Origin of the sequence: Halomonas sp. SpR1, assembly GCF_031010175.1 — a bacterium.
Lineage (GTDB): Bacteria > Pseudomonadota > Gammaproteobacteria > Pseudomonadales > Halomonadaceae > Vreelandella.
This window is the reverse complement of the sequence record NZ_JAUAMB010000005.1, coordinates 87,669-107,753: the sequence shown is the minus strand read 5'-3', so window position 1 is coordinate 107,753 and position 20,085 is coordinate 87,669. Positions and strand designations below refer to the sequence as shown.

23 protein-coding genes are annotated in these 20,085 nt (G+C 51.4%); 8 read left to right on the top strand and 15 right to left on the bottom strand.

Annotated features, from left to right (window positions below):
* Positions 1-226 precede the first annotated feature (226 nt).
* On the top strand, positions 227-877 hold the full coding sequence (locus tag QT231_RS05785) for a peroxiredoxin (RefSeq protein WP_308335969.1): 651 nt from the start codon (positions 227-229) through the stop codon (positions 875-877).
* Positions 878-937: 60 nt separating this feature from the next.
* On the opposite strand, the gene QT231_RS05780 is transcribed toward QT231_RS05785, so the two are convergent.
* The 9 genes from QT231_RS05780 to QT231_RS05740 all read right to left on the bottom strand — a co-directional run bounded on the left by QT231_RS05780 (position 938) and on the right by QT231_RS05740 (position 6,585).
* Positions 938-2,206 carry a PAS domain-containing methyl-accepting chemotaxis protein gene (locus QT231_RS05780; protein ID WP_308335968.1) on the bottom strand — a complete coding sequence of 423 codons (1,269 nt, stop codon included), beginning with the start codon at positions 2,204-2,206 and terminating at the stop codon, positions 938-940.
* A gap of 482 nt (positions 2,207-2,688) precedes the next feature.
* Positions 2,689-3,348 carry a DUF3047 domain-containing protein gene (locus tag QT231_RS05775; RefSeq protein WP_308335967.1) on the bottom strand — a complete coding sequence of 220 codons (660 nt, stop codon included), beginning with the start codon at positions 3,346-3,348 and terminating at the stop codon, positions 2,689-2,691.
* A 10-nt stretch (positions 3,349-3,358) separates the two neighbouring features.
* Positions 3,359-3,559, bottom strand: a complete 201-nt coding sequence (locus tag QT231_RS05770; RefSeq protein ID WP_308335966.1) for a zf-HC2 domain-containing protein — start codon at positions 3,557-3,559, stop codon at positions 3,359-3,361.
* Between the two features lie 61 nt (positions 3,560-3,620).
* Positions 3,621-3,821, bottom strand: a complete 201-nt coding sequence (locus QT231_RS05765) for a hypothetical protein (protein ID WP_308335965.1) — start codon at positions 3,819-3,821, stop codon at positions 3,621-3,623.
* Positions 3,822-3,863: 42 nt separating this feature from the next.
* The gene (locus QT231_RS05760) at positions 3,864-4,292 is read right to left on the bottom strand and encodes a DoxX family protein (protein ID WP_308335964.1); all 429 of its coding nucleotides are present in this window, start codon (positions 4,290-4,292) and stop codon (positions 3,864-3,866) included.
* A 262-nt stretch (positions 4,293-4,554) separates the two neighbouring features.
* A complete protein-coding gene (locus QT231_RS05755; RefSeq protein ID WP_308335963.1) occupies positions 4,555-5,025 on the bottom strand; it encodes a thioredoxin domain-containing protein in 471 nt (156 codons plus the stop codon).
* Entirely contained in the window at positions 5,022-5,591 is a 570-nt protein-coding gene (locus tag QT231_RS05750) for a sigma-70 family RNA polymerase sigma factor (protein WP_308335962.1), read from the bottom strand. The genes QT231_RS05755 and QT231_RS05750 overlap by 4 nt, the downstream gene beginning before the upstream one ends.
* A 61-nt stretch (positions 5,592-5,652) precedes the next feature.
* Positions 5,653-5,961, bottom strand: a complete 309-nt coding sequence (locus tag QT231_RS05745) for an EthD family reductase (protein WP_308335961.1) — start codon at positions 5,959-5,961, stop codon at positions 5,653-5,655.
* A 66-nt stretch (positions 5,962-6,027) separates the two neighbouring features.
* Positions 6,028-6,585 (bottom strand): carboxymuconolactone decarboxylase family protein, encoded by a 558-nt coding sequence (locus tag QT231_RS05740; protein ID WP_308335960.1) that lies wholly within the window; start codon positions 6,583-6,585, stop codon positions 6,028-6,030.
* Positions 6,586-6,793: 208 nt separating this feature from the next.
* On the opposite strand from QT231_RS05740, the gene QT231_RS05735 reads away from it, so the two are divergent.
* The 5 genes from QT231_RS05735 (at position 6,794) to QT231_RS05715 (ending at position 10,866) form a co-directional block, all read left to right on the top strand.
* The gene (locus QT231_RS05735) at positions 6,794-7,570 is read left to right on the top strand and encodes a YiiX/YebB-like N1pC/P60 family cysteine hydrolase (protein WP_308335959.1); all 777 of its coding nucleotides are present in this window, start codon (positions 6,794-6,796) and stop codon (positions 7,568-7,570) included.
* A gap of 138 nt (positions 7,571-7,708) precedes the next feature.
* Entirely contained in the window at positions 7,709-8,434 is a 726-nt protein-coding gene (locus QT231_RS05730; RefSeq protein WP_308335958.1) for a hypothetical protein, read from the top strand.
* Positions 8,435-8,557: 123 nt separating this feature from the next.
* On the top strand, positions 8,558-8,914 hold the full coding sequence (locus QT231_RS05725; RefSeq protein WP_308335957.1) for a hypothetical protein: 357 nt from the start codon (positions 8,558-8,560) through the stop codon (positions 8,912-8,914).
* Positions 8,915-9,003: 89 nt separating this feature from the next.
* Entirely contained in the window at positions 9,004-9,786 is a 783-nt protein-coding gene (lgt, locus tag QT231_RS05720; protein WP_308335956.1) for a prolipoprotein diacylglyceryl transferase, read from the top strand.
* 21 nt (positions 9,787-9,807) lie between these two features.
* Positions 9,808-10,866 (top strand): L,D-transpeptidase family protein, encoded by a 1,059-nt coding sequence (locus QT231_RS05715; RefSeq protein WP_308336052.1) that lies wholly within the window; start codon positions 9,808-9,810, stop codon positions 10,864-10,866.
* Positions 10,867-10,961: 95 nt separating this feature from the next.
* Here the strand turns inward: QT231_RS05715 and QT231_RS05710 are convergent, their stop codons facing one another.
* Entirely contained in the window at positions 10,962-11,426 is a 465-nt protein-coding gene (locus tag QT231_RS05710; protein WP_308335955.1) for a DoxX family membrane protein, read from the bottom strand.
* 485 nt (positions 11,427-11,911) lie between these two features.
* Between QT231_RS05710 and QT231_RS05705 the strand changes: the two genes are divergently transcribed.
* Entirely contained in the window at positions 11,912-13,033 is a 1,122-nt protein-coding gene (locus QT231_RS05705; protein WP_308335954.1) for a methyl-accepting chemotaxis protein, read from the top strand.
* Entirely contained in the window at positions 13,020-14,774 is a 1,755-nt protein-coding gene (locus QT231_RS05700; RefSeq protein ID WP_308335953.1) for an EAL domain-containing protein, read from the top strand. The genes QT231_RS05705 and QT231_RS05700 overlap by 14 nt, the downstream gene beginning before the upstream one ends.
* Before the next feature lie 117 nt (positions 14,775-14,891).
* Here the strand turns inward: QT231_RS05700 and QT231_RS05695 are convergent, their stop codons facing one another.
* The 5 genes from QT231_RS05695 to merF all read right to left on the bottom strand — a co-directional run bounded on the left by QT231_RS05695 (position 14,892) and on the right by merF (position 20,067).
* The gene (locus tag QT231_RS05695) at positions 14,892-15,353 is read right to left on the bottom strand and encodes a DUF302 domain-containing protein (RefSeq protein ID WP_308335952.1); all 462 of its coding nucleotides are present in this window, start codon (positions 15,351-15,353) and stop codon (positions 14,892-14,894) included.
* An 840-nt stretch (positions 15,354-16,193) separates the two neighbouring features.
* On the bottom strand, positions 16,194-16,712 hold the full coding sequence (locus QT231_RS05690) for a peroxiredoxin-like family protein (protein ID WP_308335951.1): 519 nt from the start codon (positions 16,710-16,712) through the stop codon (positions 16,194-16,196).
* A gap of 135 nt (positions 16,713-16,847) precedes the next feature.
* Positions 16,848-18,290, bottom strand: a complete 1,443-nt coding sequence (locus tag QT231_RS05685) for a dihydrolipoyl dehydrogenase (protein ID WP_308335950.1) — start codon at positions 18,288-18,290, stop codon at positions 16,848-16,850.
* A 120-nt stretch (positions 18,291-18,410) separates the two neighbouring features.
* Positions 18,411-19,817: a mercury(II) reductase gene (merA, locus tag QT231_RS05680; RefSeq protein WP_308335949.1), complete on the bottom strand. Its 1,407-nt coding sequence runs from the start codon at positions 19,815-19,817 to the stop codon at positions 18,411-18,413.
* On the bottom strand, positions 19,807-20,067 hold the full coding sequence (merF, locus tag QT231_RS05675; protein WP_308335948.1) for a mercury resistance system transport protein MerF: 261 nt from the start codon (positions 20,065-20,067) through the stop codon (positions 19,807-19,809). Before merF ends, merA begins: the two co-directional genes overlap by 11 nt.
* Positions 20,068-20,085 lie beyond the last annotated feature (18 nt).

Below are 20,085 nucleotides of genomic sequence, written 5' to 3'. Positions count from 1 at the left end.
GGAAACGTAAAGCACCAGCCAAACGCCTCCTGCATGGAGGCGTTTTCTTGGCTAGATGGTTAAGGTAGCAGCCACTTCCCGTACTATTCTAGGATGGTGTATTGATACGAGAGTGAATATGAACACTGTCTTGGAACTCGCTGTCTTAGCGCTAAATGATCTATAGTGAAGGTGCTGTAAGTCAAATAAGCTATTAGGGCACCCAATGCCCATTAAGGAGGAAAGCATGTCATTACGTATTAATGCAGTCGTGCCCGATTTCGAAGCGGAAACGAGCCAAGGGCCGATTCGTTTTCACGACTGGATTGGCGATAGCTGGGCGATCCTGTTTTCACATCCTAAAGACTTCACCCCGGTTTGCACGACGGAATTCGGTGCCGTTGCGCAGCTGAGTGCCGAGTGGAAGAAACGCGGTACCAAAGTGATTGGTGTTTCCGTGGATGGCGTTGAAGACCACAAACGCTGGGGCAATGATATCCAAACCGTCAGCGGCAGCGAGGTCGATTTTCCGATCATCGCCGACGACGGCCTAACAGTGTCAAAGCTTTATGACATGCTGCCGGAAGATGCCTACCTGCCCGATGGGCGTACACCGGCAGACAGCGCCACGGTGCGCTCGGTATTTATTATCGGGCCCGATAAGCAGCTGAAGCTTTCCATGACCTATCCGATGACCGTAGGGCGCAACTTTGCGGAAATCCTACGCGCCCTGGATGCGCTGCAAACCACGTCGAAACACGGCGTTGCTACCCCAGCTGATTGGACAATTGGCCAGGACGTGATTATTCCACCTAGCGTTTCTGACGCAGATGCCAAGCAGAAGTACGGCGAATACGAAACTGTGCTGCCCTACCTGCGTAAGACGACACTGCGTTAATCAAGAGTGGTATGAAAAGCGAAAAGCCAGCGCCTATGCGCTGGCTTTTGCGTTGCGCCATCAAGCGGATTCGAGAGCCAACTGCTCAATCGAGGTCGAAACACTACGCGCCCCGGTGAGTATCTCATTGACGATAATTTCAATTTCACCAACGCTGACTTGGCTCGATTTGCCTTGTTCCACTACCTGCTGCATGGCCTGGGTAGTGCGTTCCACTAAGGCGCTGTTCTCTTTCAGTACCCGAGTAATATCCTCCACCGCTTCACTCGACCCTTTGGCCAAGCGGCGTACTTCGTTAGCTACCACTGCAAACCCGCGACCCTGCTCGCCTGCACGTGCGGCTTCTATCGCTGCATTGAGTGATAGTAGGTTGGTTTGATTGGCGATTTTGGCAATTGACTCGGTAATGCTATTGATACTCTGTGCCTGCTTGTTAAGCGCAGCGATTAGCTGCTGCGCTTCTGCCAAGGTTAGCGCCGCCTGCTCAGAGTCACGTACCACCCGCTGTAGGTGGCTAAGACCGTTTTGGGCGATCTGCTCTGTTTGCGAAGAGGTGCTTTGGGCGGCAGTGACGGCGCGAGTGGCGGATTCAGCTGCCTGAACGGAACGGGTAATATCGGTGGCGAACTTGACCACTTTTACTACGTTTCCATTGCTATCTTGAATTGGGTTATAAGTCGCCTCTAGCCATACGCTGGTGCCACGAGAATCCAAACGCTCGAACTTACCCTGCATGTATTCGCCCTGAGCCAGCCGCTCCCAGAAGCGGGGGTTGGTTTGAGAAAAATTGGCGGGACAAAACATCCGGTGGTGTGCACCCACTAGTTCATCATTTCGATACCCCATTGCCTGCTCAAAATTTGAGTTGGCATTGAGAATCTCACCGCTAGGCGTAAATTCAATTACCGCCATGGAGCTGTTTAGTGCATCCAAGACGGCGTTTTTGCGCTCCGCCTCTTGGTGGGCAACTGTAATGTCATTGGCAATTTTGAGTACCTCGATAACCTTGCCCCGCCGATTACTGATCGGTAAGTAGGTGGCCTCTAACCAAATTTCCTCGCCCTGGGCATTAGAACGCCGAAAGCGGCCTTGTTGGCTATGCCCAGCCGCCAGCGTTTCCCAAAAAGAGCGGTACTCGAGGCTACTGCTCTCTTCTGGAAAGCAGAAAATCCGGTGGTGTTGCCCCTTCACTTGGTCAAGGGGGTAACCGACGACGTTTAGGAATTGCTCACTTGCCTTCTTGATAACCCCTTCAGGTGTAAAAGAGATACAAGCGGTGTGTTGATACAGCGCACTGTGTAAACCATGAGGAGCGAGAAGTGTGAGCATTGTTGTTAATCCTATCGACGGGTCTATTCAAGCCATGTGTATAAGGTTAGAGCAGTCCCGGATCGTAAGCATCACTTTGTATCCAGATGACACAAAATGTTGCATTTGTGAGGGGTTCGGTGTTTTTTAGTGATGTTTGCTAATGACCCTGCAACCGCCTGATCGTTACTCATAGCTCACTGCAACTGCAACGTTGTCTCTTCTGTAGGTTGAAGAAAGGACAGTGGCTAAAAAGTAACTACTATTTTTCTTCGTACAATGTTTGTATAAAAACATTGTAGGAGAAAAGCTAAGAGGAAGCACTCTAAAGTATAATTTTTGTATAAATTTTTTCCCTCCGAAACAACTTACTGCTGGGAAGCGTCGGAGCTGGGGAGTGGTTTACAGCCCTAGCTGAAGGGGCTACTCGTCGGGGGGAGAATTAAGCAGTGAGCAGGTGTGAGTCAGCGGTTAACTCAGTATTTGTGATAGTCAATTGACATTTACTGCGGGCAGGCCGGGGCGTCATTTGTACTTGAAAGACCTAGATGGGTAAACCAAGCCGTTGCGTTACCTTCTGCATTATCACCATCGCTCATTAAAGCAATGCCATCGATATGGCTAGGCGCGCTTCCGAAGAGTGCAGCAAAGTCAGAACGTACATCGCGGACTTCAGCTACCCAATCACCAACACGATTTTCACCGCTTTGCAGAGCAATGAGCTGCGCTCGCTGAGTAAATGCATTGGGCCAAGTAGCGCCCTGCGGTTGGGTAGAAGCCCAGACATAGTTGACCGACTCCACCTGCCAAGGAAAAAGTCCTGTTTTACGAGCGACATAAATGCGAGCGGGGTAATCATCGCCAGCTTTGGTGGTTTCGTTCAAGCCTGGGTAGGTGTTACTGACTTGCCAACACCAGTGCAAGTAGGGCGTTTCATTTAGATTGATTTCGCGCTCCAGGTAGCGAGCCGATGCCTGGCCGCGTGACTGGGCTTGCAGCACTTTGACACCATCTTTTTCGACAATTGCGTAGTGGGTTTCACCGTCAAAACTGCGGGTTGGCCAAGTCATAATCTGGTTGGGCGTCAACAAGATGTCGGCCATTGCCGCGCAACTGAACATCAGCGAGCCAGTGATAACCACCATGTCATGTAGTGGGTGCATAGCGCGACTCCTAGTCATCGGATGTCGATCGGGTTTTCAGCGCGGCAGGATGGCGCTCACCAATAGCGTGCAGCAGATCGAACTGACGCGCGCATGCACGGCAGGCACCACACATGGACAGGTGAAAACGAAGGGCTGTTTTCTCCCGGAAGTTGAGCGCTCTATCCTGCTTTAGCGACATCAAGCGCGTGGCTTCACGGCACATAATCATAGTTAATTCCTTAATTGGCACAACTAGCATGATAAAAATGGATAGGGGGTGGGCTTACTATTTATAAGACGGCTTCTGCTTCACCCTCGGCTTCGGCTCCACCCTCGGCCACGGCCATCATGTAGTAGCCGGTTTCAGTAGAAACGTCAGAGTAGACAGCATGAAGGGCTGAACCACCAACGACCAGGGCCAAGACGGGAACCGCATAGGTAAATCCCTTCGTTAGGCTATCCAGTAATGTTTGTCGTTTGTTATCTGACATAAAGCCTCCTTTGCAAAGATATCGGTTTGTTGGGGTAGGTTGTTAAGCTTTATTGCCTTTAGCAAGCAAATAGATGGCCATCATCGCTAGCGTCACCTGAAACATCATGCCTCCCAGCGGGTGAGAAGTGGTAGACATGAAGTGCCACTGTCCCCAGTGCACCATTAAGATGGCGCCGAGTAGGATGGGCACCATGCCAAATGCTCCCAGGCGTGTTACTGCGTCGCCTAAGCGACCCTTTATTAGCCCACCCAATAGGATAAACAACCCGGTGCCAATCTCACCTAATGCGACAAGAGCGCCTAGTATGACTGGCAGGTTCATCATGGTAGAAAACGCAGTGACGCCTGCGCCCATAAATTTGTCGATTCCCATGTAAATGAAGACACTTGCAAGGCTCAGGCGTAATAACCAGTGAGCATGTTGCGCTATAGGAAAAGCATCTGAAGGTTGGGTGGTTTCGGTATGCATGTCAGTGCTCCCTTGTCGTTTGATGACAACCGTTATGTCAGAAGTGATATTTATTTTGCTCTTGCCGGTACAGCTTTTACATCAGCTCTGTGGTCGGACTGCGCAAAACTTTACAGTTGTTTTTGAATTTTAAGGAGACAGGGAGGCTGGCGCCGTATAAAGCAGGGGCAGCCTTTTGGAGAGGGTGCTGTGTTCAATCATAGAGTTGACGTCGCAGTTTGAGATGCAACGCCAAGGGGTAAAGCAATCCAATGCTGACTGACTAACGCTGAGCGGCCAACAATTTTTCAAAGGCGTCGCGTAGCGAATTAGCACTTGTCACACCTTCGATTGTTTCCTGGCGATTTCCTTGGGCATCAAATAGCAATATCGTGACATGGCCTACACCGTGCTGACTGGCGAAGTCGGCGCCTTTGGTGGTGTTAATATCTGCGATACGCCAAGCTGGTGGAGTATCCATTTGGGCTAAGGCATCTTCTGCATTGGCTTTTAACCGTTGGCAAAGAGGGCAGCTATGGTCATGAATTTGCACGGCGACCGGCGTTCCGCTGCCAATAACGCTAAGATCTGACGCTTCACGTGCGGTATGTTCATTAGCAATTAGCCATGCAATCGGAACGGCCAGAAACGCCAGTACAATGAGCGCTTTTTTAACGAGGCTCATCATTTTTTTAGCGGGGGGGCTTGGTGCTTTTTTTCGCTGTGGAGAGGGCGTTTTTTGATGTTTCTTCATGACGTTAACCAGCCTTTTTCAATACAGTCACGCAGCCGCAAACGGGCACGGTGCAAAATTACCCAGCAGTTTGCATCACTAAGTGATAATGCTTCACAAATTTCCTGAGTGGTTAGCCCCATGAGTTCGCGCATAGTAAAAACCCGCGCAATATTATCCGGTAGCACCATTAAACAAGTGTCGAGCAAACGCCAAAACGCCGCGTTTTCTAATACCTGGTCGGGTTCTCCCCAGGGAGTAGGTTTGCTGGCGGCTTGCCAGCGACCGTTCTCTTTAAACAGATTTTCAAACGAGTCCTCATCGCTGAGTTCATCGTCCTGCCAAGAGAGATAGCGCCGCTCATAACGAAACCGCTCAAGTATCTTATTTTTTAAAATGCCAAACACCCATGTTTCAAAAGCCGAACGCCCTGAGAAAGACGAATGTTTTTCCAAAGCGGTGACTAACGTATCCTGCACAATATCTTCGGCAGCGGCGTTGTCGCGTAACTGTAAGAGTGCAAAGGCAACAAGCTTAGGCCGCAGCGTAGCGATGTGCTCTTCAGTAGATTGCGTGGCGGTCGACACGGCAGTCCTCATGGGTAAAGTGGGTTAGCAGTAATGTGTCTATTTATAGTTATAGAGCAACCTATGCAGGTGTATCAATCACTTCATTCACCTGCATGACGGGCTCAACGTTAGTGAAGTTGGCAATATCGGCAAGCAGTTGATCACCAATCGCTTCAAACGCGGATTCAAAGCGTTGGGCGGATTCAAAGCCTAGGTGTGCTACCAAGTGGTAAGTGGCTTGAGAGTCGATACAGCGGTGTACGCGAAGATAGCGCAGCCCATGCTCGGCAAGCAATGAATTCACTAGCGGCGAATGTTTTTCAATGTAATACACATCGTCAAATGCCAATGTATCAGAATTGGGGTAAGCGACCATGACGTCGATCATAACTGTCTCCTGATGAAATACGCCTGTGGCCGCTACGGCGACCACAGGTAACTCTTACGTTATGCGTTATGACGCAGGCGCTTCCCAAGCTAACGGCTTAAGCTCTTCATTCAGCGGTGTACCCGCAACATGGTTGGTATAGTTGGAAAGTGTTTTCAACGCACAGGCAATCACCAATTCAAGCACCTGCTGGTGGGTAAAACCTGCTTCAAAAAAAGCGTCCAGCTCGGTTTGCTCTGCCCAGCCGCGCTGCGCATTTAAATGACGGGCGAAACGCGTAACGGCCGCCAGCTTGGCGTCGTTAGGCGTGTTGCGTGCGCGTAGATCTTTGATGATCTCGTCATCGGCACCGGCTTTCTTGATTCCGCCGCTATGGGCTGCCACGCAAAATTCACAGCGGTTATCCGCGCTGATGGCCAGCAAGGCTGCCTGCTGTTCAACAGGGCTAAGGCTGGTTTTGGCATAAATGCCGTCAAGTGTTAGATAAGCTTCGAGTAGCGTCGGTGCTTCCGCCATTTTGGCGAAAATATTAGGCAGAAAGCCCATCTTCTTTTCAGCAGCTTGAAGGTTAGCTTGCGCCTCTTTAGGCGCGCTTTCTGCGGTATGCAAAGGAAAATCAGTCATTTCAAACTCCTTCTGATCAACGGATGACCGTTTACGGGTTACATTCAACTGGCCTGAATGATTATGGAACAAATGGTTCATAATTGACAATGGTGATGCCAAAAATAACCAAAATAAAGGGTGTGGCTGCTGCTTAGATGATCACACTGTAAAGATAATGGGCGATTGAGCACCAATCTTTACGAGTGCTAAGTAGGGGGGGGGCGATATGAAAAACGTGCTGCAGAAAATGGGCTACATGATGAGTTGCTGGTTGTCTTGCCCTCGACATGCACAGATCAGTGCCGGGCCGCTAGAGGATCACATTGCCACGTTTTTAGAACCCGGCGATGTGTTGTTGGTAGAGGGCTCATCGCGGTTCAGTGTGGTTATTAAATATTTAACCCAGTCGTCCTGGTCTCATGCTGCGTTACACGTGGGGAGAGATAACGCCCGACATTTTGGTGCTCAACACGGAGAGTGTTTTATCGAAGCCGATGTGGCAGAGGGGGTGCGTTTGGTGGGGCTGAATGAATTTAACGGCTGCCATTTACGGATATGTCGGCCTGTGGGCCTTCGGGCGAAAGAGGTCGAGGCGTTAATTCAGTTTGTTGGCAGCCGCCTTGGGCATCGGTATGACTTGCATAATGTCATTGATTTAGCGCGTTACTTTTTCCCATTACCCCCCGTTCCGCAGCGCTGGCGTAAGCGCTTCTTGACGTTAGGCAGCGGTGACCCCACGCGAGCAATATGCTCAACCCTGATCGCCCAAGCCTTCCAGTCGATTTACTACCCTATATTGCCTATCGCGGATGATACGACAGCCACAAGTGCTGATTTCATGGCAAACAGTGATCTTTTACTGACCCAACGCCACTACTCATTATTCACGCCGCGTGATTTTGATTTGTCGCCTTACTTTGAAATCGTGAAGCCCAGGTTGATGGGCGGGTTCGATGCCCATCAGTTGCACTGGCGGGAACCGATAGATTCACCTTCATTGTGATCCTGGCGTGTAAGGAAGTCGCGCGTTCGCTCACTGATTGATTGTAGTACTAAAAAATCAAACAACTAGGCAAGTGCTGGGCTGAGACCTGCCAAGGCGCGGCCCTTCACAATAAGGCTGACTTCGAGAGGTGACCCCATGTCGCTCACTAAACAAACCCGCAGTGATTTGCTGAATAAACTTCGTCGCCAGGTGCGTTACTCCGCACCTGCTTTGGTGCTGGTAGCAGGTGGCGTCGCACTGGGCGTTTCGGCCAATGAGCAAAACGTATTTGCCAACGACCAATCCGCTATAAGTGGACTCATGCTGGCAAGCAATCATGCGGAGGAAGAGGCACAACCTGAAGGCGAGGCTAGTGCTGAGGGCGAAGCAGAGGCAGAGGGAGAAGGTGAGGCAGAAGCCGAGGGCGAAGCGGAAGGTGAGGCTCAGACTGAGGGTGCAGCAGGCGGAGGCATGCAGCCTAATGAGCGCACGCAGCTGGTATCTCGACCCGATGGTTATGTGCCCGGTTACGATGAAAATGGCGACAACCCTAAGTCTTTGATTGAACGTGGTGAAGCCTTGTTCAACGACACATCGCTTAGTACCAATGGTCTCTCCTGCGCGAGCTGTCATGGCAGTGACGGCCAGCAGGGATATCAGGCAACCTTCAACCATCCATATCCTCATCCGGTTGCTATGGGCACCAACATGTTTGGTATGGAAACCGTCCATGCCGACGAAATGGTACAACTCTGCATGGTATCGCCCATGGCGGCTGAACCGCTGGATTGGGAGTCTGCTGATTTAGCAGCCCTCGCGGCGTACGTGGTCAATGCCCGTCAGCGCTTTGTAGGGGAAGCGGACGGCCACTGTAATATGTAGACCAGCAGGATTTAAAAAGTGGGGCGGCTTTTAGCATTGAACTAAAAGCTGCCTTTTGGACTGATTGTTCTTTTTGTGGTAAAACGCTCTCGCTTGCTGATAAATGAAAAGGATCCTGAATGTTTGCTGACATGGCAAAAAATGCATAGCGTAATTGCCAAGCAACTGACTGTTATGTTGCTGGTGGTTTTGGTGACGCTTTCAGGCGCTGGCTTTAGTAGTGCCGTCAAAGGAAGCTGCCTAGTTGATGCGCCTGTCTCGGCGACTGTTAGCATGGATAGCCATTGCCTCACTCCCTCGCTGTTAGAGCAAGCCGGAGAGCATGCAGATGCTTCTTGCTCGCCCTACGCACCTGCCGCGGCTAACGCCATATCAGGCGCTATTTTGACGTCTTCGCCCCAATGGTTGATGAAGGTGCCTTATCCCCAGTCACACCCTGAGCGTTTAGAAAAACCTCCCCGCCTTTCATTGCATTTCTGAAGACCTACACGCGTTTTCATACCGCTTCTGAATCATGAGTGCACCTCATGAGTTGACGGTATGTCTGTAAGACATAAACGGAGAAAGCAATGGAATACCCTGCGATTGAACCTATTGCTGTGGCGATTGGGCCACTGGTGATTCATTGGTACGGATTAATGTATGTGGTGGGCTTTTTATCCGCCTGGCTGTTGGGGCGTTGGCGTGCTGACTACCTGGGCCTCAATAAAGAAGACATCAGTGACCTTATTTTTTATAGCGCCGTTGGCGTCATTGTTGGCGGCCGGTTGGGCTATGCCATTTTCTATGGCATGGAGCAGTGGTTAAGTAACCCGTTGTGGGTCTTTCAGGTATGGGATGGAGGCATGAGCTTTCACGGTGGTTTGGTGGGTGTCATTGCTGCAACGCTCTTTTTCGCACGCAAAAAGCGTATCGCTTTTATGGATATGGCGGACTTTATTGCTCCTCTCGCGCCTATTGGCTTAGGCGCTGGTCGGTTGGGTAACTTTATTAATCAAGAGCTGCCTGGTCGTATCACCGATGTGCCGTGGGCGCTGATATACCCGCAGGTAGGGCCTGAGCCACGCCACCCTTCAGCGCTATACGAGATGTTCCTGGAAGGGGCTGTGCTGTTTGTTGTGCTTTTCTGGCTGTCGCGCCGACCACGCCGAAGAGGCCTGCTATCCGGTGTTTTCTTATTTGGTTATGGCGTTTTCCGCTTTGCGGTGGAGTTTGTGCGACTGCCAGATGCCCATATTGGGTTCATCGCCTTTGATTGGGTCACCATGGGTCATTTGCTGACACTACCCATGTTATTAGGTGGCGTTGCCTTGATCTTGTGGTCGCGTTCCCAGCCTGTTGCTAGCGTTTAAAGGAGCCTAATAATGAACTTAATGAACACCACCAGTACGCGCCGTATATTTTTAAAAAAGAGCGTTCTCGCTGTCTCTGGTATGGCCGCTGTTAGCACGTCGGTTTGGCCTTTATTGGTTTCTGGCGATGAGAAGGAAGTGCCTGATAACAATCATTTCCCTACCCCTGAAAAGGGCAATATGATCGGTCAAGATTACCAGGTAATGACCAGCCAAGAAGATACGCTTATTGATATCGCCCGTGTGCACAACGTGGGTTATGAAGAGATTCTTTCTGCTAACCCTGAGGTCAGTGTGTGGGTGCCAGGTAAGGGAACTGCCGTTACCATCCCAAGGCGCTATATTTTGCCTAACGAAGCGCGTAAGGGGATTGTGATTAACGTCGCTGAGCTAAGGCTATATTACTACCCGGAGGTCAAGTCGGGTGAAACACCACGGGTTGAAACCTACCCCATTGGGATTGGCCGTGAAGGCTATAACACACCACTGGGTATTACCAAGACAACGATTCGCTTAGAGAATCCAGCATGGTATCCGCCGAGCTCTATGCGTCAGGAAGCCGCTGAACGCGGAGACCCCGCGCCGGCAGTGGTGCCTCCCGGCCCTGACAATCCATTAGGTGAGCATGCGATTTTATTGGATATCCCTGGCTACTTAATTCATGGCACCAACCAGCCCGATGGTATTGGCATGCGCGCTAGCCGGGGCTGCATACGCATGTATCCAGAGGATATTGCCTCCATATTTGATAACGTGCCCAGTGGTACGCAGGTCAATATCATCGACCAGCCTGTCAAGGTGGGCGTTAGTGAAGAGGGAGATGCCTATGTGCAGGTCTTTAAAACGGTTGATAGCGATAAGGTAGGCGTTGACGCCTTGAAAGCGATGCTGCGTTTGCAGTTGTCGGCGTCTGAGGATGATCTCGCTGAGCTGGATGATAACCGTCTACAGGCGCTCTTCGATCAGCCGGATGATCAAATAGTCGCGTTATCGTCACTTACTCAATTACCGAATGAGAGTGAAGCTGAAGCAGCGAGAATGGATATTTATCAAATGATAACGCAGACGCCTTCAACTTAAAGCTGTTGCTAATTGCTTGATGCCTTTTAGCAGCTAAAACTGACTATAACGCCTTCATGACAGTGCCTTGTCATGAAGGTGTTCCACATAAAGGCTTAATTTGGGTGTGGGTCGCGTGAACACATTTTGCGAGCTTTCCACGTTCTGGGTTTCTTAACGATTGAAGCATCAATCGAAAAGGAGTCTTCCTTCTGAAAAGCGATTAATAGCATGCTGCTGGCAAAGATAATCAGCGAAGGATAAAAAAGTAAGTTAGTGTCTTCCAGATACCAGCCCAGCGGGTCAATAATCGAGGGGAAAACGGCCACCAACGAGGCTCCGTTAATCACTAACTGCAGAGGAAGCACCCAGCGGCGTAGAAAGCCGACCAGTATTAATACCCCAATCACGATTTGTACCACGCCGAAAAAGGTCAAAAGTCCTTCTGCGGACATAAACGAAAGATAGTATTTCTCACTGATCGCCACGCTCCCTTCAGTATTCAGAAGCTTGTTAGCACCCCAAAATAACATCAGGCCTGAAAGCGAGATGCGCAGAAACAGCAGTGTTAGTGCTTTCATGAAAATTATCCTTTGTATCGATTACGTTATTGAAAATTTGGGCTAAAAAAATCACCTAGCTCACCGCCACTATGACTGTATTCATTATCGTCACCCTGTTCGTAGCAAGTGAAGAGTGTGGTGTTTTCCATGACAGGGCAGCGCTATACGAATGATCATCGGTGATTTATGGGCACTTCAATGACCGAGTAAACGGGCACCGAGATTTGGTGGTAGTGGCAGGAATTGCCTTACAGATCCGCAACGATTTTTATGCATCGACACTACGAAAGCCGCATCACTGTGGGAAATGCGGGATCACCGGCTTAGGTTGCGCCAGAATTTCATCTTGGACGCGACAACCGATAGATGTCTTAAGAAGGTAATCATCATTAATATGTAAGTTTGATCAAAAAAGGCGCACTCAAGTAAAAACGCTCTAAATGTATAGAAAATAGCTATTTTGAGCTTCAATCGAAGATATAAAACTAATGTAAGGGAAACGAATGGCAATAGCAGACACAAGGCAGGCGGGTGATCAAAAATCCCAAAGTGCCAGCCACCCACCTTTATGGCCTAGAGCCTTAAAAACGGCGCTAATTGTTGGGCCATTGCTAACGGTGATCAACCAATTTGAGGCGTTTTGGCAACGCAGCGACTTCAGCTTCTGGCAATTTGCGTTAACGATGTTGGTGCCGTTTGGCGTGTCCTGGCTAGGGGCCGCTGGCGCAAAACAGCACTACGACCATACTAACCGAGTGCACGTGAATCGTTTTGATAGCATCATTATGCTTGCAGACGAAATTAGCGGGAACGCCTCTCAGGTGAATGACGCTTCACAAAAGCGTTATGCATTCCTTGAGCAGGTGCTGACCCATAGCCGTCAGGCGGGTCAAGAGGCCGAGCATCTGCAGTTGACCGCTGAGCAGAGCTGTAAAACGCTGCGCCAAGCGAATCATGGCGCCACTGATGTGAATTCACGTATTCAATATGTCGCGGATGGCATGTCAAAAGGTCGTGTGCTTACTCAGCAAACGGCTGAAGCGGTGGATACATTTAGCCAGCAGTTTGACGATATTCAAGGCATGGCAGCCAGCATTCAACATATAGCCACCCAAACGAATTTGCTTGCGGTTAATGCGCGTGTGGAAGCGGCCCGGGCAGGTAACGCTGGGCGAGGCTTTGCCGTCGTGGCGATGGAGGTCAATAAACTCGCTGACAGCGCTGCCAAAGCGGCAAGTGATATTCATCAGCGGTTAGAGGCGCTTTCCGGCACCACTACCGACGTTAAGCAGAAAATGCACGCGCTGCAGTCGCAAATCGAAGTACTCGAAGCCGAAAGTCAGGCGGGCCAGCGCATAGTAGCTACGGTAACCACGGGGATTGATCACGCCACCATAGCGGCCGATGAAGCGGCAGGCCATGCCCAACGGCAAGTGAAAACGACCCAGGTCGTTATACACGATTTAGCCCAGGTGCTGGATGATACTCAACAAGCGATTGAGCGCTCAGCGAATAACCACCAGCTTGCCTTGGAACTCAGGCGTGTAGCCAATCATGAGATGCCGCTTGCGCCTAAATCTGTAACGGCCCTCTCTAAATCGGAAGCTCAAAATGGCGTGGCGTAACTGGTTTGATATTTCTCGACACGTGGTCAACTGTTCCCAAGCACTGCAAGATATAAACCAACGGCTGCGTCAGGAAATTGCCGAACGTCGTGAAGCGCAGGCACTTGTCGAGAGCTTGGCTCGGTTCCCTGAAGAGAATCGTCAGCCGGTGTTGCGTATCGACCACCGCGGAGAGGTGCTTTTTGCCAATAGTGCTGCCCGGCCGTTACTTAACCATTGGCATTGCGATGCGCCAGGTGATGACGCCCCCCGGCAATTGCAAGTGCCCCTCGCTTGGCAAACACGCATTGATAGTGCCCTGAAAAGCGGGGAGTTGGTTGAGGAGGAGTACTACCTGGGGCAGCGTTGGTTGTTAGTAACGCTTACCCCCCTTATTGACGGCAACTACGTCAATCTTTATGGCACCGATATCACTGACCGCAAAGCCTATGAGAAGGCGTTAGAGCAGCGTAATCGCTATGACGAGCTGACGGGCTTAATTAACCGGCATGTACTCTATGACCGTGTGGATCAAGTTTATCTCAGTGCTAATAACCAGCGCGGGTTTGCACTTATCGTGCTGGATCTGGAAAACTTTCGCTTAGTGAACAGCTTGCTGGGTCATCAAGGGGGTGATCAAGTGCTTGTTGCCCTGGCAGTGCGTTTACGCCAGCAGGTGGATAAGGCCGTCACACTGGCCCGTTTGGACGGCGATACCTTTGCAGTGCTACTGCCGTTTAAGGTTTCGCTCTCCCTTTTGGCGACAAGTGTAGAGGGCTGGCTGAGTGAACTAGGCAAACCGCTTGACATTGATGGCGAGCGAATTGAGTGTCAAATGGCGGCGGGTATTGCGTTAGGCCCGCAAGATGGAGAGGACGCGCGGGAGCTGTTACGTCATGCCCATTTAGCGGCCCACCGAGCACGGCAAAGCCAGCAGCGTTACCACTTTTTTGTCAATGAACTCAACACTCATCTGCACCGACGTCATCAGCGCTTAACCGCTTTAAAAGACGCCATACACAACGATGTTCTCTTGATGCATTACCAGCTTCAGTTTGATGCGTTTGGCGTGGCGGTGGGCGCTGAGGCTTTGATTCGCTGGCCGCAACCGGATGGCAGCATGGTATCGCCGGGTGAGTTTATTCCTCTGGCAGAAGAGAGTGGCTTGATTGTGCCCATTGGTCGGTTAGCGCTAACCCACGCCTGTGCGCAAGCTGCCAAGTGGCGACAAAGCGGTTATCCCCTTCGGGTGGCGGTCAACCTCGGGGCCGAGCACATTCACGACCCAGAGCTGCCTGAGTTGATAGAGGAACTTTTGGCTCGCTATCAGTTGCCTGCCCGTGATCTCGAAATTGAGGTGACCGAAAGCAGCCTGATGAAAAATATCAGCCAAGGCCGCCAGCAGTTACAACGCTTAAGAGAGATCGGCATTGAGATTGCCTTGGATGACTTTGGCACAGGCCATACCTCGTTGGCTTACTTACGCGATTTACCCGCTCAACGGCTTAAGCTTGATAGAGAATTTATCACCGACTTACCCCATCAGTCCAACAATCAGGCGATCTGTCGTGCTGTTATCACTCTGGGGCATGCCATGGGAATGACCGTGCTAGCCGAAGGCGTTGAACGGGAAGACGAATATGCGCTGCTTAAAGCGCTTGGGGTAGACGAATTTCAAGGATTTTTGCTGGCAAGGCCCATGCCAAGCTCGCAAGTAGGCGAGTGCCTCAAAGCGGTATCATCAGCGCCGCCAGTTGAATAAATACATGACGTCGTGGTGGCCTTGTATTCAGTCGGTGCTTTGTTTACCCCGCACAGCAAGATAACTGCATCATCTCCTTTTGTAGCATGCCGGTAAGATGGCCTCTCTCACGACTACTTAAGGTGCAACAGCGTTATCACCAATCTGTTGAAAAATAACGTCTAGCTCTTGCGCTGCATTGGCTAAGTCGGGGGTGTGTTCAGTGATATAAGGGGCAAAAACATCCCTAGGGTTCTTCCATGAAAGCGTTGCGCTTTCTGCATCATCCTCGGTGACATAAAACCGCAAGGGCGCTTCGATCATGGCAGGCACGCTCTCACGAATAATGGTCACGGCAAAATCGTTGCGGAAGACGCCAATGACGCGATTACCGGGAATGATTTCGCCGCGCTGAGCCGCTGCATGAGTAGGGCTAGCTTCGGTAACGACGATCATGTCGGCCTCTGAGACGGCGCTGCGCAAGTCATCCACAAGATCGGCATAGGGTTTCTCAGTGACCATCACGTTCCAGCCTTGCTGTGGCCAGTTGATAGGCTGATCAGCCTTCGACGTCAGCGAAAAGCTGAGCAGCATAGCCATGCTGAGAAGGGGTGCTAATTGATGCTTTACACCTAAAAACGAGAGTGAAGGGCAAGGCAGTTTATTAGATAATAATTTAGAGCGAATAAGCATGGGAGGTTTCTCGGTTTATGGCATTACTTTGTGATCCTTTTGTTTCGTGGTGATCGTAGGCATAGCCTTACATGGTTCGCACTAATTTTTTGCAACGGCGCTGCAGTTATATGTTGTTCAGCGCCCGGCTAATAGCTCGACTGCTTTAGCCGCTCCCAGTCGCGGGCGATGTCCTCGGCGAGTTCGTGAACAGCGCAGTTATCGACTTTGCGCTGCGCATACGTGCGCAAGCCGAACTCATCCGCCTGCAGGCGTTGGCCGAGACACTGGTGTCAGCATTGGCGGAAATTTCCCCCGCTGCCTGGGTCATGGTTAGGTGTTCGATGAATCGATACTCCATCCTTGCAAGCCGATCCTCGACCTGCGAAAAGGTAGTCTGCTCGCGCTCGGTAAGTTCCAGCAGGATCTTTACCGACATGCAGGCTTGGCAGGTTTTGCCGCTGCCGCGAAGTTGATGGGACAGGTTACCAACCTAGTAGATGCAGTGTATCTGGCAGTTTAAAGGCTTCAGTGAGTATGGAGTCGGTTAACCTTGGCCTGTCGCTATGGTTAAAGTGCTGCTCACCGCGGCACGCACCATCTTAAGAGAGAAAACAGGCCGCTGTTGAGCTCAGCATTACCGAATTCAATAGAGCGCTTTTTCAGTTAGTGCTCTGAACTAGTAGTGTCTTGTCGTTTACCATTCGAAATCCGGCCGATAGGTGCCTCGTCAACAGATACTAGTCGGCGTAACACAAGGTTTTCAAGTCAGCCGATACCACGAGGAGGATAATCCTTGTCCTGGACAGTCGCTATCCCCATTTTGATCATCTCAAGATCAGGACGACAAAAAGGAGCGCTAGAGACTTCTCCAAAATGTAGCCCGCCATCAGGGCGAATGAAAAATAGTCCTGGTTCGGCAAAAGGATGATCAGTCTCCGCACTATCCAAAGGGGTGGAGATATACAGCCCTAAGTCCCGCGCTTGTTCAATACTAAGGCCATAAGCGACTTCGAAATTTAAGCCTAATTCATCTGCGAATTTTTTGGCTTTTTCTTCAGAGTCTGTGGAAACAGCGATTATCTGCACGTTCATATTGTCGAAGTCGGCTTTCATATCATTGATTTGGCCGAGGTATTTTTTGCAAATGGGGCAGTGAAGACCCCGGTACATGACCAGCATTTGCCATTGCCCACGCGGTGGCTGTCCGAGTATCAACTTCTCGCCACTTAGGGTCTTTAAAGGAATAGCCGGGAAGGGTGCGTCGATCTTAGTCAGTGTTGACATGATGTTATTCCTTTTTTGCGAACGAGATATTGATAGATTAATTTTAATAAGTACGGTGAATAGACAATTGGTTACAAGGAAGATTCCGGTTCACCAACAATGTGTATTGTAGTTACATTGCTACACATAGAAACATCAACTACCAGGTCCGCATTCCATGCAGGGATTGACTTCGAGGTCGGTCTTTATCAATTTTTCGTGCAGATTCCTGAGAGCCGTACGTACTCCTTCCTCAATCACCGGGTGATAGAACGGCATCGCCAGCATCGCAGAGACTGTCATGCGTTGCTGCGCCGCCCAGGCCAAGAGGTGGCCGATATGTTCGGCGGCGGGGCCAAACATCTCTGCGCCCACAAATATACCGCTATTGCACTCGGCATAGACTTTCAATATTCCACGATTTTTTCCGATTACCTTGCTGCGTCCCTGATCTTCAAACAAGCTTCTGCCAACAGCGTAGCTATCACGTTCAGCCACTGACATGCCTCCAACCGGGACGCCAACACTCGCAATTTGCGGACTGGAGAACACCACCGAAAAAGGCGTCATCCTTTCTCCGGGCATTACATTTGGATATCGACCTGCATTATCCCCGGCGATTCTTCCTTCATAAGCCGCTTCGTGGAGGACGGGTGCTTGTTGATTGGCGTCACCTACCAAGAAAACCGCGCTGTTGTCGCATTGAAGTGTTGATGGCTCGGTCAACGGCATCCCGTTTTCATCCAGTGTCAGCCCGCTGTTGTGTAGAGCCAAACCCTCAAGATTGGGTGACCGACCGGTCGCCACCAGGGTATAGTCAAATAGCTCCGTCAGCGCGCCCTTGTCGCGATGAATAAAGCTGATGGAAACACCGCCCTTGACCAGGGAAACATCGATTACTTCTGAACGAGTGTCCAGATAGAACTCTTCGTTGAAACAATGTTCAGCATAATTGCGTATTTCCTCGTCAGCAATGCCGCCAAGAGAACCACTTCGACCAAACATGCGCACGCGAACACCCAGGTGGCTCAGTGCCTGCCCTAATTCCAAGCCTACTACGCCGGAACCAAATACTGCCACAGACTCAGGCAAGGAAGGCAATTCGAACAGACTGTCATTCACCAGCAGCCGTTCACCTAAACCCTGAAACATCTCAGGAATATTAGGGCTCGACCCGGTGGCAATAACGATTCGATCCGCTTCAATCTCCATTTCCTTCCCGACCGCCAGCATGCCCGGTGCGAGAAAACGTGCATAACCCACCACCTTATGTTGAGAGGGGATAGCGTCGATTGACGTTAGTACCGATCCGACAAATTTGTCCCTCTCCTTGCGCACGCGCGCAAGCACCCTCTCACCGTTGATCATGACATCCCCAACGTGAATGCCAAAAAGTCCTGCTTTTCTGGCATCGTGGGCACTTTCGGCGGCTGCTATCAGCAGTTTGCTCGGCATACAACCCACCCGGGCGCATGTCGTCCCGTATTGGCCGCCCTCGATTATCACCACGTTGTCAGTGTGCTTTCGCGCGGCGTTATAGGCAGCAAGACCCGCTGTACCTGCACCTATTATGGCAATGTCCACTTCTCTTTTAGTCATTTCATCATCTCTAAAATAGTTATTCGACAAATGTTACGTTCAACGAACTGGAAAGACTGGCAGCTTTGACGCTGGAACCTAAACCATTGTTACGTTGAGATGACATCAGATTTAAATCGCTCATCCCGCACAGCACGAAAGTTGCTCCACATCCTTGAAGAAGGTCTGGGCACAGAGCTTTAGGCCTTCCACCATGGTCAGATAGGGAAACAGCTCGCCACTCACTTCCTGCACGGTCATCCTGGCCCTGATCGCCATCACGGCGGTCTGGATCAGCTCACCCGCCTCAGCCGTCACCGCCTGCACGCCCAGTAGCCGACCCGAATCGCGGTCGGCCACCATCTTGATAAAACCATGGGTATCGAAGTTGACCAGCGCCCGGGGCACGTTTCCTAGGTCGAGGACGCGGGTATCAACGCTGAAGCCTTGCTTAATCGCCTCGGCTTCGGTCAGGCCCACGGTTGCCACCTGGGGTTCGGTAAACATCACGCCCGGCATGGCACTGAGATCCAGGGTAGCTTCGCCGCCGGTCATGTTGATGGCGGCCCGGTTGCCCCCTGCGGCGGCGACATACACAAACTGTGGCTGATCAGTACAGTCGCCGGCGGCATAGATGCCCGGTACTGTTGTTTGCAGGTGTTTATCCACCTGAACCGCGCCCTGGACGGTTTCTACGCCGATGTCATTAAGGTTCAGGGCCTCGGTGTTGGGCGTACGCCCGGTGGCTACCAATAGCTGATCGGCACGCAGGGTTCCGGTATTGGTCTCCAGCACGAATTCACTATTAGTGTAGTCCACCCGGCTCGCCTGGGTCTGGTTGAGCACCTCGATGCCTTCGCGGCGAAATGCAGCTTCCACCGCTTCGCCAATCGCCGGATCTTCGCTCGATAGCAGTCGGCTACGGGCCAGCACCGTCACCTGGCTGCCCAGCCGGGCAAAGCCCTGGGCCAGCTCCAGCGCCACAAATCCGGCCCCGATCACCATCATCCGTTCAGGCACGGTCGCCAGTGTCAGCGCGGTAGTAGAGGTCAGATAAGGCGTGTCCGCTAGCCCGGGTATGGGCGGCTGCGTCGGCCGAGCGCCGGTGCCGATAAAGGCGCGATCGAAGTGAATGGTCTGTTCGGCGCCGTCATTCATGGTAACAGTCAGGTACTGGGCATCGGCAAACCGGGCCTCACCGTACAGCACCGTGACGTTCGGATGGCCGCGCAGAATTCCCTCGTACTTAGCTTCCCTCAGTTCGTCGACACGTGCCTGCTGCTGCGTGAGCAGCGCCGCCCGATCCACCACAGGCGCCTGGGCGCTTAGGCCGACGTCGAAGGGGCTCTCCTTACGCAGATGGGCAATGTGCGCGGCGCGGATCAGAATCTTTGAAGGCACACAACCGATATTCACACAGGTGCCCCCGATGGTGCCGCGCTCGATCAGGGTGATTCTGGCACCGCGTTCAGCTGCTTCCAGGGCAGCGGCCATGGCCGCGCCACCGCTGCCAATGATGGCAATATGTACGTTCTTTTCATTGGTCATTGGACGAGCCCCTGGAGTGAGTTGAGTCGGTGTTATAGCCGTCGTCGTATCGTTTCTTGCGCCAAATCGCATAGCAGGTCAGGACGATGAAGAAGGCCAGAGCAGGCAGCAGCACATAATCCAGGTAGCCGGTCAGCGCTGCCAAGCCTACTGCTGCAAGCAAAACCACTAATATCGGTGTAAAACAGCAAAGCGCGACCAGCACGGTGCCGATCACGCTCACTCGCAAGAGGGTTTTGGGTTTTTGCATATTCACTCCGTGTCAGTG